Genomic DNA, 16,878 nt, shown 5'->3' with positions numbered 1-16,878 from the left:
CGTGGCACCTCCTAAACTTTCTCAGAAATCATCTGGTCAACAGCGGCTACCACCAAATCAATTTCTGCTTTTGTATTCATTTCAGTTGCACACCAGAGCAAGCCTTTTTCTGTAGGCAGGCCGCCTAAGATATTTTGTTTGGCTAATTCTGCTAATAAAATTTCGTCATCAATTGGCATTTCTGTAACAAATTCGTGGAAAAAGTTTTGACTTAAAATTTTGATTCCGGGAATTTTTGCCAGCTCAGCTGCAAAATAATGAGCCTTGTCATAGGATTGCTGAGCCACTTTTGTCAAACCGTTTGGTCCCATTGTGCTAAGATAAATTGAGACAGTCAGGGCACAGTGGGCTACATTGGAACAGATATTGGAATTAGATTTTTCACGACGAATATGCTGCTCTCTGGCCTGCAACGTTAAAACAAAAGCTCGGCGGCCTTGATTATCAACTGTTTGTCCGGCAATCCGACCAGGCAGTTTACGAATCATTTTATTGCTAGTAGCCATAAAGCCAATATAGGCACCCCCAAAATTTAGTGGTAAACCTAAAGGCTGGGCCTCTCCCACCGCAATATCAGCGCCAAGTTCCCCTGGAGATTTCAACAGTGCATTGGTCATCGGGTTCACGGAAAGAACTGCCTTACTCTGATTATCATGAGTCAGGGAAATGATTTCTTCGACATTTTCCAAAGCTCCCCAATAATTTGGCTGCTGGACAATCGTACAGGCAACAGTTGCATCCAATTGCTCCTTCAAAGCTGCAATATCCAATTGGTTATCAACTTCTGGAATTAATTCGATTTCGACATCGCGATAACGGTAATAGGTTTCAATCGTTGCAATCGTCATCGGATGCATTGTTGCTGCTACTAAAACTTTTTTCCGTTTCTTATCTGTGCACATATTCACCGCTTCAGCTGCCGCCGTCGCTCCATCATACACCGAAGCATTCGCCGCTTCCATCCCTGTCAGCTCACAAATCAGCGTTTGATATTCAAAAATCGATTGCAAAATTCCTTGGCTAATTTCCGGTTGGTACGGCGTATAAGCGGTCATAAATTCTTCTTTGCTGGCAATTTGCTGAACAACTGACGGAATATAATGACGATATGCTCCAGCGCCTCTAAAAACTGTTGGAAAAACTTGGTTTTTGTGGGCCAACTGACTCATTGCTTGACGGACTTCCCGTTCACTTTTTCCAGCTGGTAAATTCAAGTGACTTACTTTAACCGCCTCAGGAATTTCTTTAAATAAATCCTCTAACTGATTGAGGCCGATTTTTTGAAGCATCTTCTGCTGTTCTGCAGAGGTGGTGCCGATATAATTTGCCATGATATGCCTCCTAACTCATTTTTAAGTAATAAATTTCTTTCAGAAATTTAGTTTGATTTTCGCGCCGTATACCATTCCACTAAACTGCTTGTTGTTTGCAAACTGTCAAAAGTGGAACTGGCATCCTCATTCATATTAAGGTAATAATTTTTTCAAAATTAATTTGATTTTCATTCCGTATACCATCCCACTAAACTGCTAGCTTTATACAGAACTGTGAAAAGTGGAACTGGCATCCTAACTCAAAATTAAGGTATTAAACTTCTAATCATCAATTTCTTTTAAATAGGCGTCGTATTCTTCTTGGGTTAATAAATCCTCCAAATCGCCTAATTGGCCGACTTCGATAATCCATGTGTCGTTGGCTTTTTCATTGATTGATTCTGGAGCGTCTTCCAAGTCTTCATTGATGGCAACAACTACACCGCTGACTGGTGAATAAATTTCTGAGGCGGTTTTAACAGACTCGATATCGGCAAAGTTGGCGCCTTTTTTGATTTCATCGCCGATGTCCGGCAGGTCTACGTAGACAATGTCGCCTAATTCGCCTTGGGCATAGTCAGACACGCCGATTTTCGCAGAGTCACCGTCAATTTTGATCCATTCGTGGGATTTTGTAAATTTAATTTCGCTCATGTTTTTTCCCCTTTTCGTTTTATGAATTAATAAAAAATGATTACTTATTTAGGCCGTTTATAAAAAGGCAGTGGAACAATGACAGCGGGCACGCACTTGTTGCGAATCTGTAATTCTATTTCCGTGCCGTTCTCAGCAAAATTTCGATCAATTGAAGCCATGGCAATGGCTTTCTTCAAATAAGGACTCATTGTGCCAGATGTTGTTTGACCAATTGGCTGACCATCTTTAGCAAAAATTTCGACATGCTCTCTAGCAATACCCTTGCCAACAACTTCCAATCCAACTCTAGTTTTTTCTGGCTTCTCCTTATCAGTCAAAGCCTGCTTGCCGATAAAATCAGCCTTCGCCAGCTTCACGCCAAAGCCTAAATCAGCTTCAAACGGAGTGATGGTTTCATCCATCTCATGTCCGTACAACGGCATCGCAGCTTCCAAACGCAGAGTGTCACGGGCCGCTAAGCCAGCTGGAATTAATGCAAACTCTGAACCTGCCTGTAAAATAGCCTGCCACAATTTAAGAGCGTCACTGGCCTGACAATATATTTCGTAACCAAATGAGCCGGTGTAACCTGTTTGAGAAATTAAACAACTGACACCAGCGAGTAAAACGCCTTCTTTAAAGGAATAATATTTTTCGGGCAAATTTTCGCTAGCTGTCAACTGGCTCAAAATTTCTTTTGCCACAGGCCCTTGCAAAGCAACTTGCGCTACTTCATCAGAAATATCGGCAAACTTCACATCACCAAACAAATGACTTTCCATCCAAGCGACATCTTTTTCTCTATTAGCAGCATTTAAGACAATTAAAAATTTGTCTTCATTTAAACGGTAGACCAGTAAATCATCTAAAACACCACCGTCCTCGTTACACATCAAGGTGTAACGTACCTTGCCAACTGCCAATGTTGAAAAATCATTGGTCAAAAGCTGCTGCAAATTGGCTAGTGCGTCTGTTCCTTCAAAAATTACTTCCCCCATGTGGGAGACATCGAAGAGCCCGGCGGTTTCCCGCACAGCCAGATGTTCTTTGATGACCCCTGTTGGATATTGCACCGGCAATTCATAACCGGCAAATTCCACCATTTTTCCGGCAGCTTTTTTGTGCTCCTCGTATAACGGTGTGTGTTTTGGCATGGTCTTCCCCTCGCTTTCAATTTTTAGCCAGCAAAAAAGGACGACAGCATAAAAAAATATGCAGTCGTCCTCTGTTGATTGACCTGAGAGATTCTCTAAACTAGATTGCTCCTTCGGTGTATGTGCACTTTCCAGAGGTTTGTCAGATTACGGTCCTTTTGCCTGAGATCTTCATCGAGTTGTTCTGCGCAACTCGATTTATTCCTTCGGCGCCAAAGTAGCTCTCTCCCATAACCCTCACCCAATATATTTGATAATGGAACTAGTTACTTCTATTTTAAATAACTTTTGGATTTTTTTCACTAAAAATGCTTAAAAAAATTTTAAGGAATTGGTGATAAGGTCTGCTTTTATAAAAAAAAGAAACTCCAACTAACTAAATAGTGAAGTTTCAGGTTGACTTAATTTAGGACCATTTGACTCTGTTTGTATAACTGCCAGCCCATGAGCACCACCCAGACATATGCCAAGGTTTTAGGAATCATTAGCATTCCCAATAACGGCAGACTGCTGCTGAATAAGACCACCGGAACATAAAAACCAAAGGAGAGTGTTACCGCTAACGGCATAAATCTGAAAATCTTATCCTCTTGTTTTTTAACCTCCTGGGCAAAAATCACAATGATGATAATTCCCATCACGGCAAAAGGAATATTGCGTAAGATACCAAATAGCAACGGCTGTTGATAATCCAGCCAAGCATTTTGCGGCAAAAGACACAGAGCAATTCTGATAATAGTCAGAGCCCACATACTTATGGTCAACCCATTTCTTCCTTTAATAGCAAAGTATTCCCGCCAAATGTAATAGAGAATCAAATAAAAAATCGTCATCGTAATCGAGGTGATAAACTTGCCGATTCCTAAAGCCGCAGCGTTAGCCTCTAAACCCGTTGTCCATAAGGCATACATTCGGGGAACTAGGTGAAAAGAATCTCCTGCTCCCAGTAAAATTGCCATCAAGCCAAATTTTTTAACAATACTTTCATTTCTTCCTTTGGTTGCCATCAAGATACCAACTGAAATAACCCCCACCAAATAACATACATCAAAAATTGTTTCCACTAGAGCCTGTGCCATTTTTCATCCTCCGCTTTTCTGTTTTCTCAAGCACTTGTTACCTCTAATTTAAATAATTTCGACAGTTTGAACAAATTAAATAAACAGAATTACCAATAGTGTCGCCAAATTTTTTATTCTTTTTTCTGAAAATTTCTCTGTAAGGAAATTTTATTCTTTAATTTAATTTTAATATTATGTATAATAAGTGAGCTAGATGGCAAAGTGACGGCAAAAATTATCTGAGAAGATTTTCATTTTCCAAAAAAATTAAGTTTTCATTTTACATTCGTCTGGGTAAATTTTAGGAGGATTTGCGATGTTTTCATATTTAATAGGCGTGATGCCCCAATTATTGCGGGGCGCGGTGACTACGCTACAGCTATTCGGATTGACTTTAGTCGGTTCACTGATTTTAGGCCTGCTGCTGTCATTCGGTTTAGCAATCAAATTTAAGCCCTTGAACTATTTACTGCAATTATATGTATGGATTGTGCGGGGAACTCCCTTACTATTGCAATTAATCTTTGTTTTCTATGGTCTACCGAGTATCGGTATTGTCTTCAGTGACCGGTTTGATGCTGCCGTGGTCACTTTTATTATCAACTATGCCGCTTATTTTGCAGAAATTTTCCGTGGTGGAATTCAATCGATACCAAAGGGGCAATACGAGGCGGCTAAGGTCCTACGCCTCTCCAGCTTTCAAACGGTGTGCCGAATTATTATTCCGCAAGTTTTTAAGATTGTCCTGCCCTCAGTCGGCAATGAGGTCATCAATTTGGTCAAGGATTCCTCTTTAATTTACATCTTAGGGTTGGGCGATGTGATGCGAGCTGGCCAAATCGCAATGGAACGGGATGCAACTTTGCTGCCCTTAATCGGTGTCGGTGTGATTTATTTAGTGATGACGGGACTTTTGACAGTCCTTTTAAAACAAGTCGAGAGCCGCTTAAATTATTATCGTTAGGAGTTTACCATGATTACTTTAAAAAATATCAACAAAAGTTTCGGCAGCAAAAATGTGATTCGTGATTTAAATCTGGAAATTCCTGAAGGAGAAATTTTGGCAATTGTCGGTCCCTCCGGCGGCGGCAAGACTACCCTCCTGCGAATTTTAGCCGGTTTAGAATCCGCAGACAGCGGCGAATTAGTTTTAGATGGCACTTCATATAATTTGGCTGACGGCAATCCCACAGAGCAGGTTGTCGGTGTCGTTTTTCAAGATTTCCAATTATTCCCGCATCTAAATGCTTTAGAGAATATTACTTTGGCGCCTAAACTCGTTTTAAAAAAAGACAAAAATGCTAGCGAGGCAGAAGCTCGTGAGTTAGCTCAACTTTTAGGCATCGAGGATTTATTAACAAGCTATCCTTTTCAATTATCCGGCGGGCAAAAACAGCGGCTAGCGATAGCTCGGGCCCTTTCCATGAATCCAAAAGTTCTCGCCTATGATGAACCCACCAGCGCCCTTGATCCGGAATTGCGCCAGCAGGTGGAGCAATTAATTTTGTCGATGAAAAATGCCAAGATGACGCAAATCGTCGTAACCCATGACTGGGATTTTGCTGAACATATTGGAGATCAACTGTTGCGGGTTCAGCCACTAGAGACTGAGGAGCTGAGTGACAATGAAAAATAAAATCCGCAGCAAAAAAATTTTTGGCAGCCTGCTATTACTTTTGCTGGTTTTTCTCAGCAGCTGCGGTATCTTAAAAAATACAAACGGTGACACTTGGGAAACGATTCAAAACAGCGGCAAAGTCACTATCGGTTTAGATGATACCTTTGTGCCAATGGGATTTCGTGATCAAGACGGCTATCTAGTTGGCTTTGATGTTGATTTGGCGACTGCCGTTTTTGCGGAATACGGCATCGAGGTAGATTTTCAACCGATTGATTGGTCCTTAAAGGAAATGGAGCTGACCAATGGCACCATAGATTTAATTTGGAACGGCTACTCGGTGACACCCGCCCGTGAAGAGAAAGTCTTATTTTCTGATACCTACATGGAAAACGATCAGGTTTTAATTACCCGCAAAGATTCCGGCATTACAAGCTTTACCGATATGCAGGGCAAAGTCTTAGGGGCACAAACAGGTTCCTCTGGCTATGATGCCTTCACCCAGCAGCCGGAAATTCTAAAAAATTTGGTGGCCGATGAGGATGCTGTTTTGTACAGCAGCTTTAATGAAGCCTTTATTGATTTAGAACATCAAAGAATTGATGGCCTTCTAATTGACCGTGTCTACGCCAATTATTATTTAAGTCAAACTGGTGATTTGGAGAATTATAATTTATTGGAGGGCGGCTTTGTGACTGAGGACTTTGCGGTCGGTGCTAGAAAGACAGACACCACTTTAGTAGCCAAAATTAATGATGCCTTAAAAACTTTGCAGAGTAATGGGAAATTTTTAGAAATCTCAGATAAATGGTTTGGTGAAGACGTTTCGCCGAAATGAAAAAGAGCAATTCCTCACACGTAGGAATTGCTCTTTTTGGAAAGTTTTATTGAATTAAATCATAAATTTCCATGGCTACAATATCAATATTATCAAATTGATAGCTTTGATTGCTGTCACTTTCAGTAAGTTCAAAAGTATCTGTGGATTGATCATAGGTAACCGTACATTTTTCAACTCCGTCTTTTTCAAAACGGCGAACTTGTACTTCGTTATCTGTGGCTTCCGTCATCGCTTCAAGACGTTTAATAATTGCCACCAGTTGTGAATGTTTCATACAGGCGCCTCCTCCTTATCATTTCTGTATTATTGTATCAAAAGAGTCTGCAACATGCATTACATTTCTACAGTTTTGAGTAATTTCTTAAAATAATCGGCAATTATTTCCACCAATACTTAATCAGCGCCTGCGTTCCTTCATTTTCCAAGCCTTCGTTGGCCAGTCGGTCATAAAGTTTTTCGGCTAAGGTCGTCATCGGCAAATCAAGCTGCATTTTTTTTGCTTCATCTAACGCAATCCGCAAATCTTTAATAAAATGCTTAATGAAAAAGCCCGGTTCAAAATCATTTTTCAAAATCCGTGGGCCATAATTTTGCATCGACCAATTGGCTGCCCCGCCGCCGCCTAATGCTGCCATAACATCCTGCAAATCTAAACCAGCAGCCTTAGCATACACCAGCATTTCTGACATACCTAACATCGTACCAGCAATCATAATTTGATTGGCCATTTTGGTATGTTGACCAGCTCCAGAATTTCCTTGGCGGGAAATTGTTTTGCCAATTTTTTCAAAGATTGGCAAGGCTACATCGTAAGCTTCTTTTGAACCACCTGTCATAATGGTCAGCGTCCCATTCTTGGCACCAACATCGCCACCAGAAACTGGTGCATCCAGCGCTTCACCACCTTTTTCAGCTGCCGTTTTGCCAATTTTCTCAGCCAAAGTTGGTGTACTAGTCGTCATATCAATTAATATTTTACCCGTTACATCCGTTGCAAAAATGCCCACTGGACCATAATAAGTTTCTTCAACGTCACTGGGATAACCAACCATCGTAAAGACAACATCGCTGGCCGCCGTAATTTCTTTAGGGTTGTCATACCAGACTGCCCCTTCCGCTACAAGCGCATCTGTCTTACTTTGCGTCCGATTATAAACATTGACAGAATAATCTGCTGCCATCAAGTTGCGGACAATTGCCGCCCCCATGACACCTGTTCCGATAAAACCAATTTTCATTTGCCAAACTTCCTTTCCTACTGATTATTTTTCACATTTTTTTGTACCATTTTAGTATACGCCAGATGAAATTATTGGCAAAGGGAAAGGTAGAAAACTCAGCGTTTTTATGACAAACGCTTTTTAATATTCATATTAATTTTTAGCCGTTTAAATAGCTCTCCTGGAATTCTTTTAATAGTAGTTTGAAGAGTCAGCCCTTGTCTGGCAACTTTTATAAAAAGCTGGCTAGTTTTAAGATACTCAAAAATCGGCAACAGAAAAGCTGCCACGAAGCCACAGGTAAAGCCATTATTATAGAGGTTTAAGCCGCCATGCAGGAAAAAGATATTGCCGACAATCGAAATGTGCAACACTCCAGCGATCATGCCGGCAAAAATACCAAACCGTCGACTCAATGGTGTCAGCCCTAGTGCGAATAGCGCAGACATGATTGCACTGCAGCTAGCGATGTCAACAATGCCGAATAGTTTCGCTAAAAAGGCGCCACAAAGGATTGGCCAAGCCTTGTTTACGCGTATGCCTAAAGGCGCAAAACCGATGATGGTCAAGATGCTGCCGAGAATTGGCCCGTTGAAATCACCGCCGATCAGGATGATATAGGCAATCAGAAAAATTCCCAAGGCGCCCATGTTGATTAAGCCGACAGCCACATGATGTTTTTCCCGGTCAAAGACTTTTTGATTTTTGCCAACTTCAATATGATAATTCAAAGCGCCGACTAAAATCATCGTTAGACAAAGTCCGATTAAAAAAATTAAAATTGGTTGTTGAGCAGTGTCGGAAATTAGATTGACTGTTTCAACCGTTTGTCCGAAAATTGTGAGCACACCCATGATAAACATGCTGATAATTCCTGAAGCAAAGCCAACATTGTACAAATTGTAGCCTTTATGGAAATGAAAGAAATGATCCGCTAAGAGCGGTAGGAAAAAGCCCATTAAGATACCGACGATTAAGCCGACGAAGATCCCTGCTGCTAATGGTAACTTTAGACCGAAAGCTAGATAGCTAATCACAGGCGAAAGTGAACTGCCGAATAAGGCCGTGTTGAAATGTTTATTAAGAGGTTGATTGACGGCTTTTGAATACAGCCAGATGCCGATGATAATTGGCAGCGAATTGAATAAGTTTTTCCCGAAAAATGAAAAGCCGGAGACGGAAAAAATAGCTGCGACAAATTTTGTATCCATTGGCACTTTAATGCGAATTGCAATAATCAAACTCAGCAGCGTCAATAACCCGCTATTTATAAAAACGCTTCCAAAGTTAGTCAATGCGAAATAGTCGGTAATTAAGTGACTGGGGGAATTAAATATTTTGCTGAGACCCTTGAGAATTTCCAGCGGCTTTGACAGGATCATGCCAAAAGCTAGCAAAGATAATGTGTAGACTGTCGTAAAAATGACAGTTAATTTTTGATTGTCAAAGTAATCGCCTCTTTTGAAAATAGCGATTCTCTGGCTAAAGTTAGTTTCCATAGAACCTCCTATTGAGATAAATTTTTTCCATTGCACCTCCTTTTTATTTGTAAACAAATGGTTTATTTTGGACATAGATTGAACGTGAACAGTCGCTTGATTTAAAAACGGTTATGTATGTAGAAAATTTACTCGCCAACAGGCTTGTCATTTTTATTCACAGATAAAGCGTCCGTTTTCAAGTTTAGCTGACTCTTACTAAAACCCACAGAGACATAAAAAAAGCTGGAACAGGCAATAAATGTCGTTTCAGCGAAATTATACAAATCCGAGTTCTCTTTGATTATACTAAGAAAACGTTTTACATTGCAATCTTTTTTATCTAAAAATAGTCACTTTTTTTAATAATTATTGTTCTTTATGTGGTTTTTTGCAAAAATAGTCTGAAGCTTTAAATTTGGCTACTAAAAATTTAATAATTGCCAGATTGCCTCTTTCTAAAGCTTCAGACTATTAAAAATTAAGATGATTGTAGCGGCAACCACACTTTCATCTTAGTTAATCCCCGATTTCCCCACAGATGATAAGGAATTAAATGCCACACTGCCGCCGTTTCAGATTTAAAATATTCTTGGTACAAAAGTTTTTCCTGCCAGCGTTTACTAGCAGTCCCCTGCACTTTAATATTCAGCGTCCGCGGTAAAATATCAGCAGTTTCAAAGACTTCGGCCGCTAAATTTTCTGGCTGCAAATGACAGAGCTCCACAGAAAATTCATTTCCCGGCTCCTCTAGACAATAGACAAACGGGCCCCGCTGAATTGCTGTCTGGTTAATTGCCTGTTGAAGCAAGGGGTTAGCAATCATAGCTTTAACTGGTTGTGAAAACGTAAGCTGAATTTCTAGTTTATTTGCCGCTTGAAATTCTAAATACTCAGCAAACTCACGGTACTTTCCAGTTGTCTTTACTTCAAGATTTTGCCACCAGCTTGGCTTCCGTAAAATAATTTTTTGCGGTATTCCCTGATAAGTCAAGCTAATCTGATTGTCATAAGGAAATTCAGTTTTCTGTTGCAACTGAAAATCAGCCGTCACAATTTGACTAGCTCCAAATAAATTTACATACAGCGTTTCTTCAGCTCTTGTATAAAAATAATGTTGAACGCTGGCAACTGTCCGGGCAAAATTTGGCGGGCAACAGGCGCAACCCAACCAATCAGGACGTTGTGGTTTGACATGTCCTAAATCAGGATTTTCAGCACAATGGTCGGGGTTAATCGACAGCGGATTTACATAAAAGAAATGCTTGCCGTCAATTGCGGCGCCGGCTAAAACGCAATTGTAAAGGGCCCGCTCCATTGTTTCCAGATACTGATGCCGCCTTGTCAATTTGAACATTTCAAAGGAAAAATTCGCCAAGGCGATGGCTGTGCACGTTTCACAATACATGGTCTCATTAGGCAAATCATAAGAACTCGTGAAGGCCTCCCCTTGCACCGTTGAGCCGACGCCGCCAGTGATATACATTTTTGTTTCTGCAATGTCTTGCCAAATTATTTCACAGGCTGCTAGTAAATGTTTATCAGCCGTATGCTGGGCAATTTTTGCCATCCCACTGGCCATGTAAAGCATCCGTACAGCATGTCCCTTCGCTTGGGTTTGATATTTAGGCTGGGTATAAGCCTGCAAATATTCTAAATTGACCAGTGGCGTTTCAGTCGATAAACCCAATTCGATATTTTCAGCAATTTCCTTTGCATAAAAATCAGGGTCTTTCCCCCGCACTTCGATAAAGAAATCCGCCAAGTCTAAATAGTCTTGGTTTCCCGTATGCTCATACAAACGCACCAAGGCCAATTCAATTTCTTGATGGCCGTCTGCCCCTTGAATTTTTTGTGACTCAGCTCCAAAATGAGCCGCAATATGCTCGACAAATTTTTCAGCAATTGCCAACAGCTTTGTTTTGCCGGTAGCTAAATCATAAGCAATCGCTGCCTCAATCAGATGTCCCGCACAATACAACTCGTGGCTAAAATATAATTGTCGGTATTTTAAATTTGGGCGAGTCAACTGGAAAAAGGTGTTCAAGTAGCCATCTGCCTCTTGCGCCTCTGCAATCAAGTCTATCACTTCATCTGCTAACTTTTCTAACGCCGCATCGGATTGGTTCAACAAACTATAGGCTAATGATTCTAACCATTTATACACATCACTATCTTGAAAAAACCAGCCAAAATGTTCACCGTTTTCCTGCCCAGCAGCAATTCGCAAATTAGCTAGTGCATGACTTTTTCCGGCTGGTAAATTATTGTCTTGCCGTTCGGCTTGAACATCCACTTCAATTTCATCATTTAGAACTTGATATTGATAAGGAATAGTTTCTTTGGCAACTAATTTTTGATAGCCACGCCAAAAATCATCCTGCATCTTAATTTCTTTTAATGAGAATTCCCGCATGCTAATTTTCCTTTCGTAATAAAGCTGCACCGTGGGCCGGTAATTTTCCAGACTGCCAAGTTGCCCCCTGCCAAATATCAAAATAGTTTGTTCCTGAAAAATAAACGGACAGTAAGTCATCTGGTAACTGGCGTTCTTCATCCGCCAAATTAAAAATAGCGTAATACTCAGTATCAGCGCTTTTTCCAAACCAGATAACCCATTCGTTTTCCCGGAAAATTTGTCGTTGATAGTTTAGACTTTCGTGCATTTTTAAGTAGTCTTTATTCGTTAATAGGCGATAAGTCATTTCATTCATATCTGTCAGCTCACCGCCGAACATCAGTGGCGATTGAAAAATCCCCCATAAGGTCATCATTGTCTGTTGCTCAGCAGGTGTAAAATTACTTTGACGATTGCCGCCACTACCATCAACGGAACGAATCCCGATATGTCCCAGCGGCAGCATATCACAATCTGGATAACTGCCGTTTGCAATCAGCGGTGCCCACTGCTCACATTTTTCAAACATTTGATAAAGCTGCGGCCAATTGTCCCAAAAGTCATCAGTTAAGTGCCACATATTGGCGTGCTGCTGCAAGAAACTGCCGTCTTCTAAATGAGCCGGTCCCGGTGATAGGGACAAGACAATTTCTCGACCACATTTTTTTATGGCTTGAGCTAAAGCTGCAATCTCCTCTTTGTGGGCACCGTGATAAATTTTTGAATCGGCAATGTCATCGACTTTAATAAAGTCAACGCCCCAATCAGCATACATTTGTATAAGATTGTCATAATACGCCTGTCCAGCCGGCTGACTAACATCGACACCATACATATCAGCATTCCACGGACAAATATTATTTTGAGCAATTTGATCCGCCGTTTTATCTATACCAAAAATCGGCAAGTGCTGATGCACTGCTTCTCTGGGAATCCCCCGCATAATGTGAATGCCAAACTTCAAACCCAAATCATGAACAAAATCCGACAACGGTTTAAAGCCTTTTTCGCCAGCTGCTGATGGAAAACGATTGACAGCCGGCTGTAGCCGACCAAACTGATCCATCGTTAAATGGGCAAAATTATGGTACAAAGAAGAATCAGCTGTCGGCTCGTACCATTGAATATCGACAACGACATAATCCCAGCCAAATTCTAGTAAGTTTTCTTGCAACCAGACAGCGTTTTGTTTAACCTCAGCTTCTGTCACTGAGGCACCGTAACTATCCCAGCTATTCCAGCCTTTTGGTGATTTCATTGTTAGCCTCCTTAACTTTTTTTCCAAAAACAGCAACGCCCTGATGATTTAATCCAGAAAAATAAAGTTGCTGATTGATACTATAAGGAATAATTTGCATTTCATTCCAGTAATACTTATCATTCTGTTGTTTAATTTTTACTTCTTGGGTGACACTTTTTTTCAACGTCTCAGTATAATCAAACGTCACCACTTCCCAAACTCCTGTTGCGACATTTATATCTTCTATTTCATCACCTTCACCAATTGTTGCAGCAGCCACTATCGGCCAGCCATTATCCAACCAAAAAAGTTTACGAATCCCTAAGTAAAATTCATCTGAAAACGGCCGCCGTCGATAATGATGGACTATAAATAACTCTCCTGAAGTTGTCTTTAAGATAGAGTTATGCCCCGGTCCATAAACAGGACTTTCGTTAGCAAATTGATAACTCCCTAAAAGTTTAACACCAATTTCTCTTGGTGGGGAGGCAAAATCTGTCATTTTCCGGCCAGCTAAATCAAGATAAGGTCCGGTGATTTCCCGAGCCCGACTCACCCGGATATTATAGCTATCGTTTAAAGAATCAAAGGAAACAAATAAATAAAAATAATCTGTTTCAGGATGATAATAAATAAACGGCCCTTCAATTGCCCCATCAACTGTTTGCGGCCGCTGAGCAATTTTTATTCCGTAATCCTCTGAGTTTAATAATTTACCTGTTGCCGGATTAATTTTTGCTAAATAAATCCCACCAAAAAATGACCCATAGACTAACCATTGATTTCCCTCACGATCCAAAGTGAAATTCGCATCAATTGCATTATGGTCAGCAAGTTTTGAGCTAGTTTTAACTACTGCCCCTTGATCAGTCCAGGGACCGCTGGGATCAGCAGCTGTTGCCAGACCAATCAGCGAGGTTGTGCTGCCAAAAGTTGAAGCCGAATAATACATGCGAAATTCTGCACCGACTTGAACCACATCCGGAGCCCAAAGCCCTTGTGCTTGGCTCCACTCCTGTGCTTCTTGCGGCACTCCTTTTAAAGCAGAACCGGCAAAATGCCACTCGGATAAGTTTTTCGATATCCGAATTGGCACACCTTGAGTTGGCGGTTGTTGTGTGTCCGTTGAAAATAAATAGAATTGCTGATTTGCTTCAATAATCGTTGGGTCATGAACCCCTCTGACATCTTCCATTTGTTCACCTACTAAAAAGGCTTGGCACCTCCAACTGGATGTCCCAAGCTTATTTTTTATTGCCAGAAACCAGCTGGACAATCTTTATTCGCTAAATTTGCCCGAAATTCATAAAAGCAACCACACTTGCCACAGGTTTCTTTAAAACGAAACGGGCAAGCTTCACAAATTGTTTTACGTTGTTCAGCAATTTCTGGATGAATTAAATTTATTTCTAAAGCCAGTTGCTCGGCAATTAAGCGAGCAACATCGGCTGACTCCACTTCCGTCTTAATATCGCATCCTCGGCAAGCCATTTTACAATTGAATTGCTAGCGTAATAACGCTCATCGCCGGAACTGTGACAGTCAGATTTTCCTCCGCTGTTGCGAAATCTTGGAAGTTTTGAATCGTAATTTCTTCTGGTGTATCAAAATCATTGTGCTGATTCATTTTATCAGCCGTGATGAAGCGAGCTGACTTAACAGCTTTTATTGTTGATTCCATCTCAAAACTCAATTCTTCTGAACCGCTGACTGCAAAATTACAAATAGATAGGTGCAAGACACCGTCTTTTTTCGAAGCAGTGTATGTTACTGTTTCCGGTGCCTTTCCATATAAATCCACCCGCTCAGCATCTTGATGCTCTTTATATAAATCAAAAACATGATAGCTTGGTGTTTTAATCATTTTGTCGCCGTCAGTTAAAATCATTGCCTGTAGAACATTAACCGTTTGTGCAATGTTTGCCATGTGCACCCGTTCTGCGTGTTTATGGAAAATATTTAAAGTAATCGCTGCAACCATTGCATCACGAATCGTATTTTGTTGATATAAAAAGCCCGGATTTGTGCCAGGTTCAGCACTAAACCATGTGCCCCATTCATCAACAATGATGCCCACGCGTTTTTCTGGATCATATTGGTCCATGATTGTGCTGTGACGCGTAATGAGCTCATCCATGTGATCCGCCTTTTGACAGGTGGCAAACCATTCTGCTTCATCAAAATCTAGGGCACTACCTTTTTTCTCCCAGCCTTGAGGATGCACATAATAATGTAAACTCAGACCATCCATCAGCCAATGGGCATTTTTCATTAAAACGTCAGTCCAATGATAATCGTCAACATTGGCACCACCAGCAACTTTATAAATTTTTTTGTCGCCATATTGTCTAACATACGTTTGATAACGACGGTATAAATCTGCATAATATTCAGGACGCATATTGCCGCCACAGCCCCAGTTTTCATTGCCGACGCCAAAAAATTTCATATCCCACGGCTCTTCTCGCCCATTTTCTCTGCGCCAATCGGCCATCGGTGAAACGCCGGCCATCGTAATATACTCCACCCATTCAGACATTTCCTGAACCGTACCGCTACCGACATTGCCATTGACATAAGCTTCACACTCTAATTGCTTAACCAATTCAAAAAATTCATGGGTTCCGAAATGATTATTTTCTACAACGCCCCCCCAATGAGTATTAATCATTTTTTTGCGGTTCTCTTTGGCACCGATGCCGTCCTTCCAATGATATTCATCAGCAAAACAGCCCCCCGGCCAACGCAGCACAGGAATTTTGATATTTTTCAACGCTTCCACCACATCAGTCCGCATGCCATTTACATTGGGAATTGACGAATCTGCTCCTACATAAAGGCCTTCATAAATGCACCGGCCCAAATGTTCTGCAAAGTGGCCATAGATATATTTACTGATTGTTGGTCCTGATTTTTGGTTTAAAATTTTGATAGACATGTTAGTTTTTCACTTCCAATTCTCGAGTATTTTCTACCGGTTCACCGAAGACCGGAAATCCTGCCTCATTCCAGTCAAATTGCTGGGCAATCGCATGCCGATTTGGATTACTCAATGGATCTCCCTCCTGGTTTTTTTCTGGACGTGCGTGATAAATTAAAATATCCTCACCATTTGGACCAGTCGTAAATGAATTATGACCCGGCCCAAATTGATGATGTCTTTCTGAAGAGACAAAGACCGGCTTTAATTCTTTATGCCATGAGAAACCATCTAATAAATCGCTGCTTTCATCCGCCCATAACAATCCCATTGCGTAATTTTCATCAGTAGCACTTCCCGAATAAGTAATGAAAACTTTGCCGTTTCTGATAATAGCCGCTGGGCCTTCATTAACCTTGAAGCCGATTTTTTCCCAAGGCTCTGTCGGCATGCTGATTAAAGTTTGCTTGCCCTTTAAAGTCCAAGGACTGGCCATCTCAGAAATATATAAATTTGAATTTCCTGGAATATTTGGATCTTGTTGCGCCCAGACATAATAGAGTTTATCCTTCAAGGTAAAAACTGTGCCATCCAAGCTAAAACTTTCAAATTGCGTTTTAAGTTGGCCTTTTTCCTGCCAGCTGCCTTCAAAAGGATTGGCGTTGGCATTTTCAATTACAAACATACGATGATGATGATGTCGATTCCGAAGATCTTCGTCATCGCTTGCTGCAAAATAGATATACCACTTTCCATCTAAAAAATGGATTTCTGGTGCCCAAATTAAGCGACTCATAGGTCCTGTGTCGTGAGCGTGCCAAACCAAAACTTTTTCAGCATTTTCCAAGTCATTTATGGACCGGCTCCTTCTGACTTCGATTCCCTGATAACCTGGGACAGATCCAGTAAAATAATAGTAACCATCTGTGTGCAAATAAACCCACGGGTCTGCTCTTTCGAATACGATGGGATTTTGAATGCGCAACTTATCTTCCATAC

General features: G+C 41.0%; 15 protein-coding genes, 1 pseudogene and 1 riboswitch. Of the genes and pseudogenes, 3 read left to right on the top strand and 13 right to left on the bottom strand.

Features of this window, described 5'->3' with window-relative positions:
• Positions 1 to 11: 11 nt before the first annotated feature.
• From gcvPA to ORH16_RS11110, 4 genes are all read right to left on the bottom strand, one after another.
• Positions 12 to 1,331: an aminomethyl-transferring glycine dehydrogenase subunit GcvPA gene (gcvPA, locus tag ORH16_RS11125; protein WP_265458910.1), complete on the bottom strand. Its 1,320-nt coding sequence runs from the start codon at positions 1,329 to 1,331 to the stop codon at positions 12 to 14.
• 264 nt (positions 1,332 to 1,595) lie between these two features.
• Entirely contained in the window at positions 1,596 to 1,967 is a 372-nt protein-coding gene (gene gcvH / locus ORH16_RS11120) for a glycine cleavage system protein GcvH (RefSeq protein ID WP_265458908.1), read from the bottom strand.
• Positions 1,968 to 2,011: 44 nt separating this feature from the next.
• Positions 2,012 to 3,103, bottom strand: a complete 1,092-nt coding sequence (gcvT, locus tag ORH16_RS11115) for a glycine cleavage system aminomethyltransferase GcvT (protein ID WP_265458906.1) — start codon at positions 3,101 to 3,103, stop codon at positions 2,012 to 2,014.
• A gap of 61 nt (positions 3,104 to 3,164) precedes the next feature.
• Positions 3,165 to 3,248, bottom strand: a riboswitch (glycine riboswitch).
• A gap of 256 nt (positions 3,249 to 3,504) precedes the next feature.
• On the bottom strand, positions 3,505 to 4,182 hold the full coding sequence (locus tag ORH16_RS11110) for a hypothetical protein (protein WP_265458904.1): 678 nt from the start codon (positions 4,180 to 4,182) through the stop codon (positions 3,505 to 3,507).
• Between the two features lie 298 nt (positions 4,183 to 4,480).
• Between ORH16_RS11110 and ORH16_RS11105 the strand changes: the two genes are divergently transcribed.
• Genes ORH16_RS11105 through ORH16_RS11095 form a run of 3 tightly spaced genes read left to right on the top strand, consistent with a single transcriptional unit; the run spans position 4,481 to position 6,620 of the window.
• Positions 4,481 to 5,128 carry an amino acid ABC transporter permease gene (locus tag ORH16_RS11105; RefSeq protein ID WP_265458902.1) on the top strand — a complete coding sequence of 216 codons (648 nt, stop codon included), beginning with the start codon at positions 4,481 to 4,483 and terminating at the stop codon, positions 5,126 to 5,128.
• A 9-nt stretch (positions 5,129 to 5,137) separates the two neighbouring features.
• Entirely contained in the window at positions 5,138 to 5,800 is a 663-nt protein-coding gene (locus ORH16_RS11100; RefSeq protein WP_265458900.1) for an amino acid ABC transporter ATP-binding protein, read from the top strand.
• Entirely contained in the window at positions 5,790 to 6,620 is an 831-nt protein-coding gene (locus tag ORH16_RS11095; protein WP_265458898.1) for an amino acid ABC transporter substrate-binding protein, read from the top strand. The genes ORH16_RS11100 and ORH16_RS11095 overlap by 11 nt, the downstream gene beginning before the upstream one ends.
• Before the next feature lie 46 nt (positions 6,621 to 6,666).
• Here ORH16_RS11095 and ORH16_RS11090 read toward each other — a convergent pair whose 3' ends face one another.
• The 9 genes and pseudogenes from ORH16_RS11090 to ORH16_RS11050 all read right to left on the bottom strand — a co-directional run bounded on the left by ORH16_RS11090 (position 6,667) and on the right by ORH16_RS11050 (position 16,876).
• Complete coding sequence (locus ORH16_RS11090; RefSeq protein WP_265458896.1) at positions 6,667 to 6,897, bottom strand: YkuJ family protein; 231 nt, start codon at positions 6,895 to 6,897, stop codon at positions 6,667 to 6,669.
• Positions 6,898 to 7,000: 103 nt separating this feature from the next.
• A pseudogene (locus ORH16_RS11085) lies at positions 7,001 to 7,867 on the bottom strand (NAD(P)-dependent oxidoreductase); the annotation flags it as partial.
• Positions 7,868 to 7,968: 101 nt separating this feature from the next.
• A complete protein-coding gene (locus ORH16_RS11080; protein WP_265458894.1) occupies positions 7,969 to 9,342 on the bottom strand; it encodes a DUF1576 domain-containing protein in 1,374 nt (457 codons plus the stop codon).
• 460 nt (positions 9,343 to 9,802) lie between these two features.
• Positions 9,803 to 11,737: a glycoside hydrolase family 127 protein gene (locus ORH16_RS11075; protein ID WP_265458893.1), complete on the bottom strand. Its 1,935-nt coding sequence runs from the start codon at positions 11,735 to 11,737 to the stop codon at positions 9,803 to 9,805.
• Between the two features lies 1 nt (position 11,738).
• Complete coding sequence (locus ORH16_RS11070) at positions 11,739 to 12,977, bottom strand: alpha-galactosidase (protein ID WP_265458891.1); 1,239 nt, start codon at positions 12,975 to 12,977, stop codon at positions 11,739 to 11,741.
• A complete protein-coding gene (locus tag ORH16_RS11065; protein ID WP_265458889.1) occupies positions 12,952 to 14,154 on the bottom strand; it encodes an arabinan endo-1,5-alpha-L-arabinosidase in 1,203 nt (400 codons plus the stop codon). The genes ORH16_RS11070 and ORH16_RS11065 overlap by 26 nt, the downstream gene beginning before the upstream one ends.
• A gap of 56 nt (positions 14,155 to 14,210) precedes the next feature.
• A complete protein-coding gene (locus ORH16_RS11060; RefSeq protein ID WP_265458887.1) occupies positions 14,211 to 14,450 on the bottom strand; it encodes a DUF6171 family protein in 240 nt (79 codons plus the stop codon).
• A 1-nt stretch (position 14,451) separates the two neighbouring features.
• Positions 14,452 to 15,897, bottom strand: coding sequence for an alpha-N-arabinofuranosidase (locus ORH16_RS11055; RefSeq protein ID WP_265458885.1), 1,446 nt, complete (start codon positions 15,895 to 15,897; stop codon positions 14,452 to 14,454).
• A 1-nt stretch (position 15,898) separates the two neighbouring features.
• Complete coding sequence (locus ORH16_RS11050) at positions 15,899 to 16,876, bottom strand: family 43 glycosylhydrolase (protein ID WP_265458883.1); 978 nt, start codon at positions 16,874 to 16,876, stop codon at positions 15,899 to 15,901.
• Positions 16,877 to 16,878: the final 2 nt, after the last annotated feature.

Origin of the sequence: Enterococcus sp. HY326 (assembly GCF_026157065.1) — a bacterium.
Lineage (GTDB): Bacteria > Bacillota > Bacilli > Lactobacillales > Enterococcaceae > HY326.
Note: the sequence above shows the minus strand (reverse complement) of the source record. Positions and strands in the feature narration are given on the sequence as shown.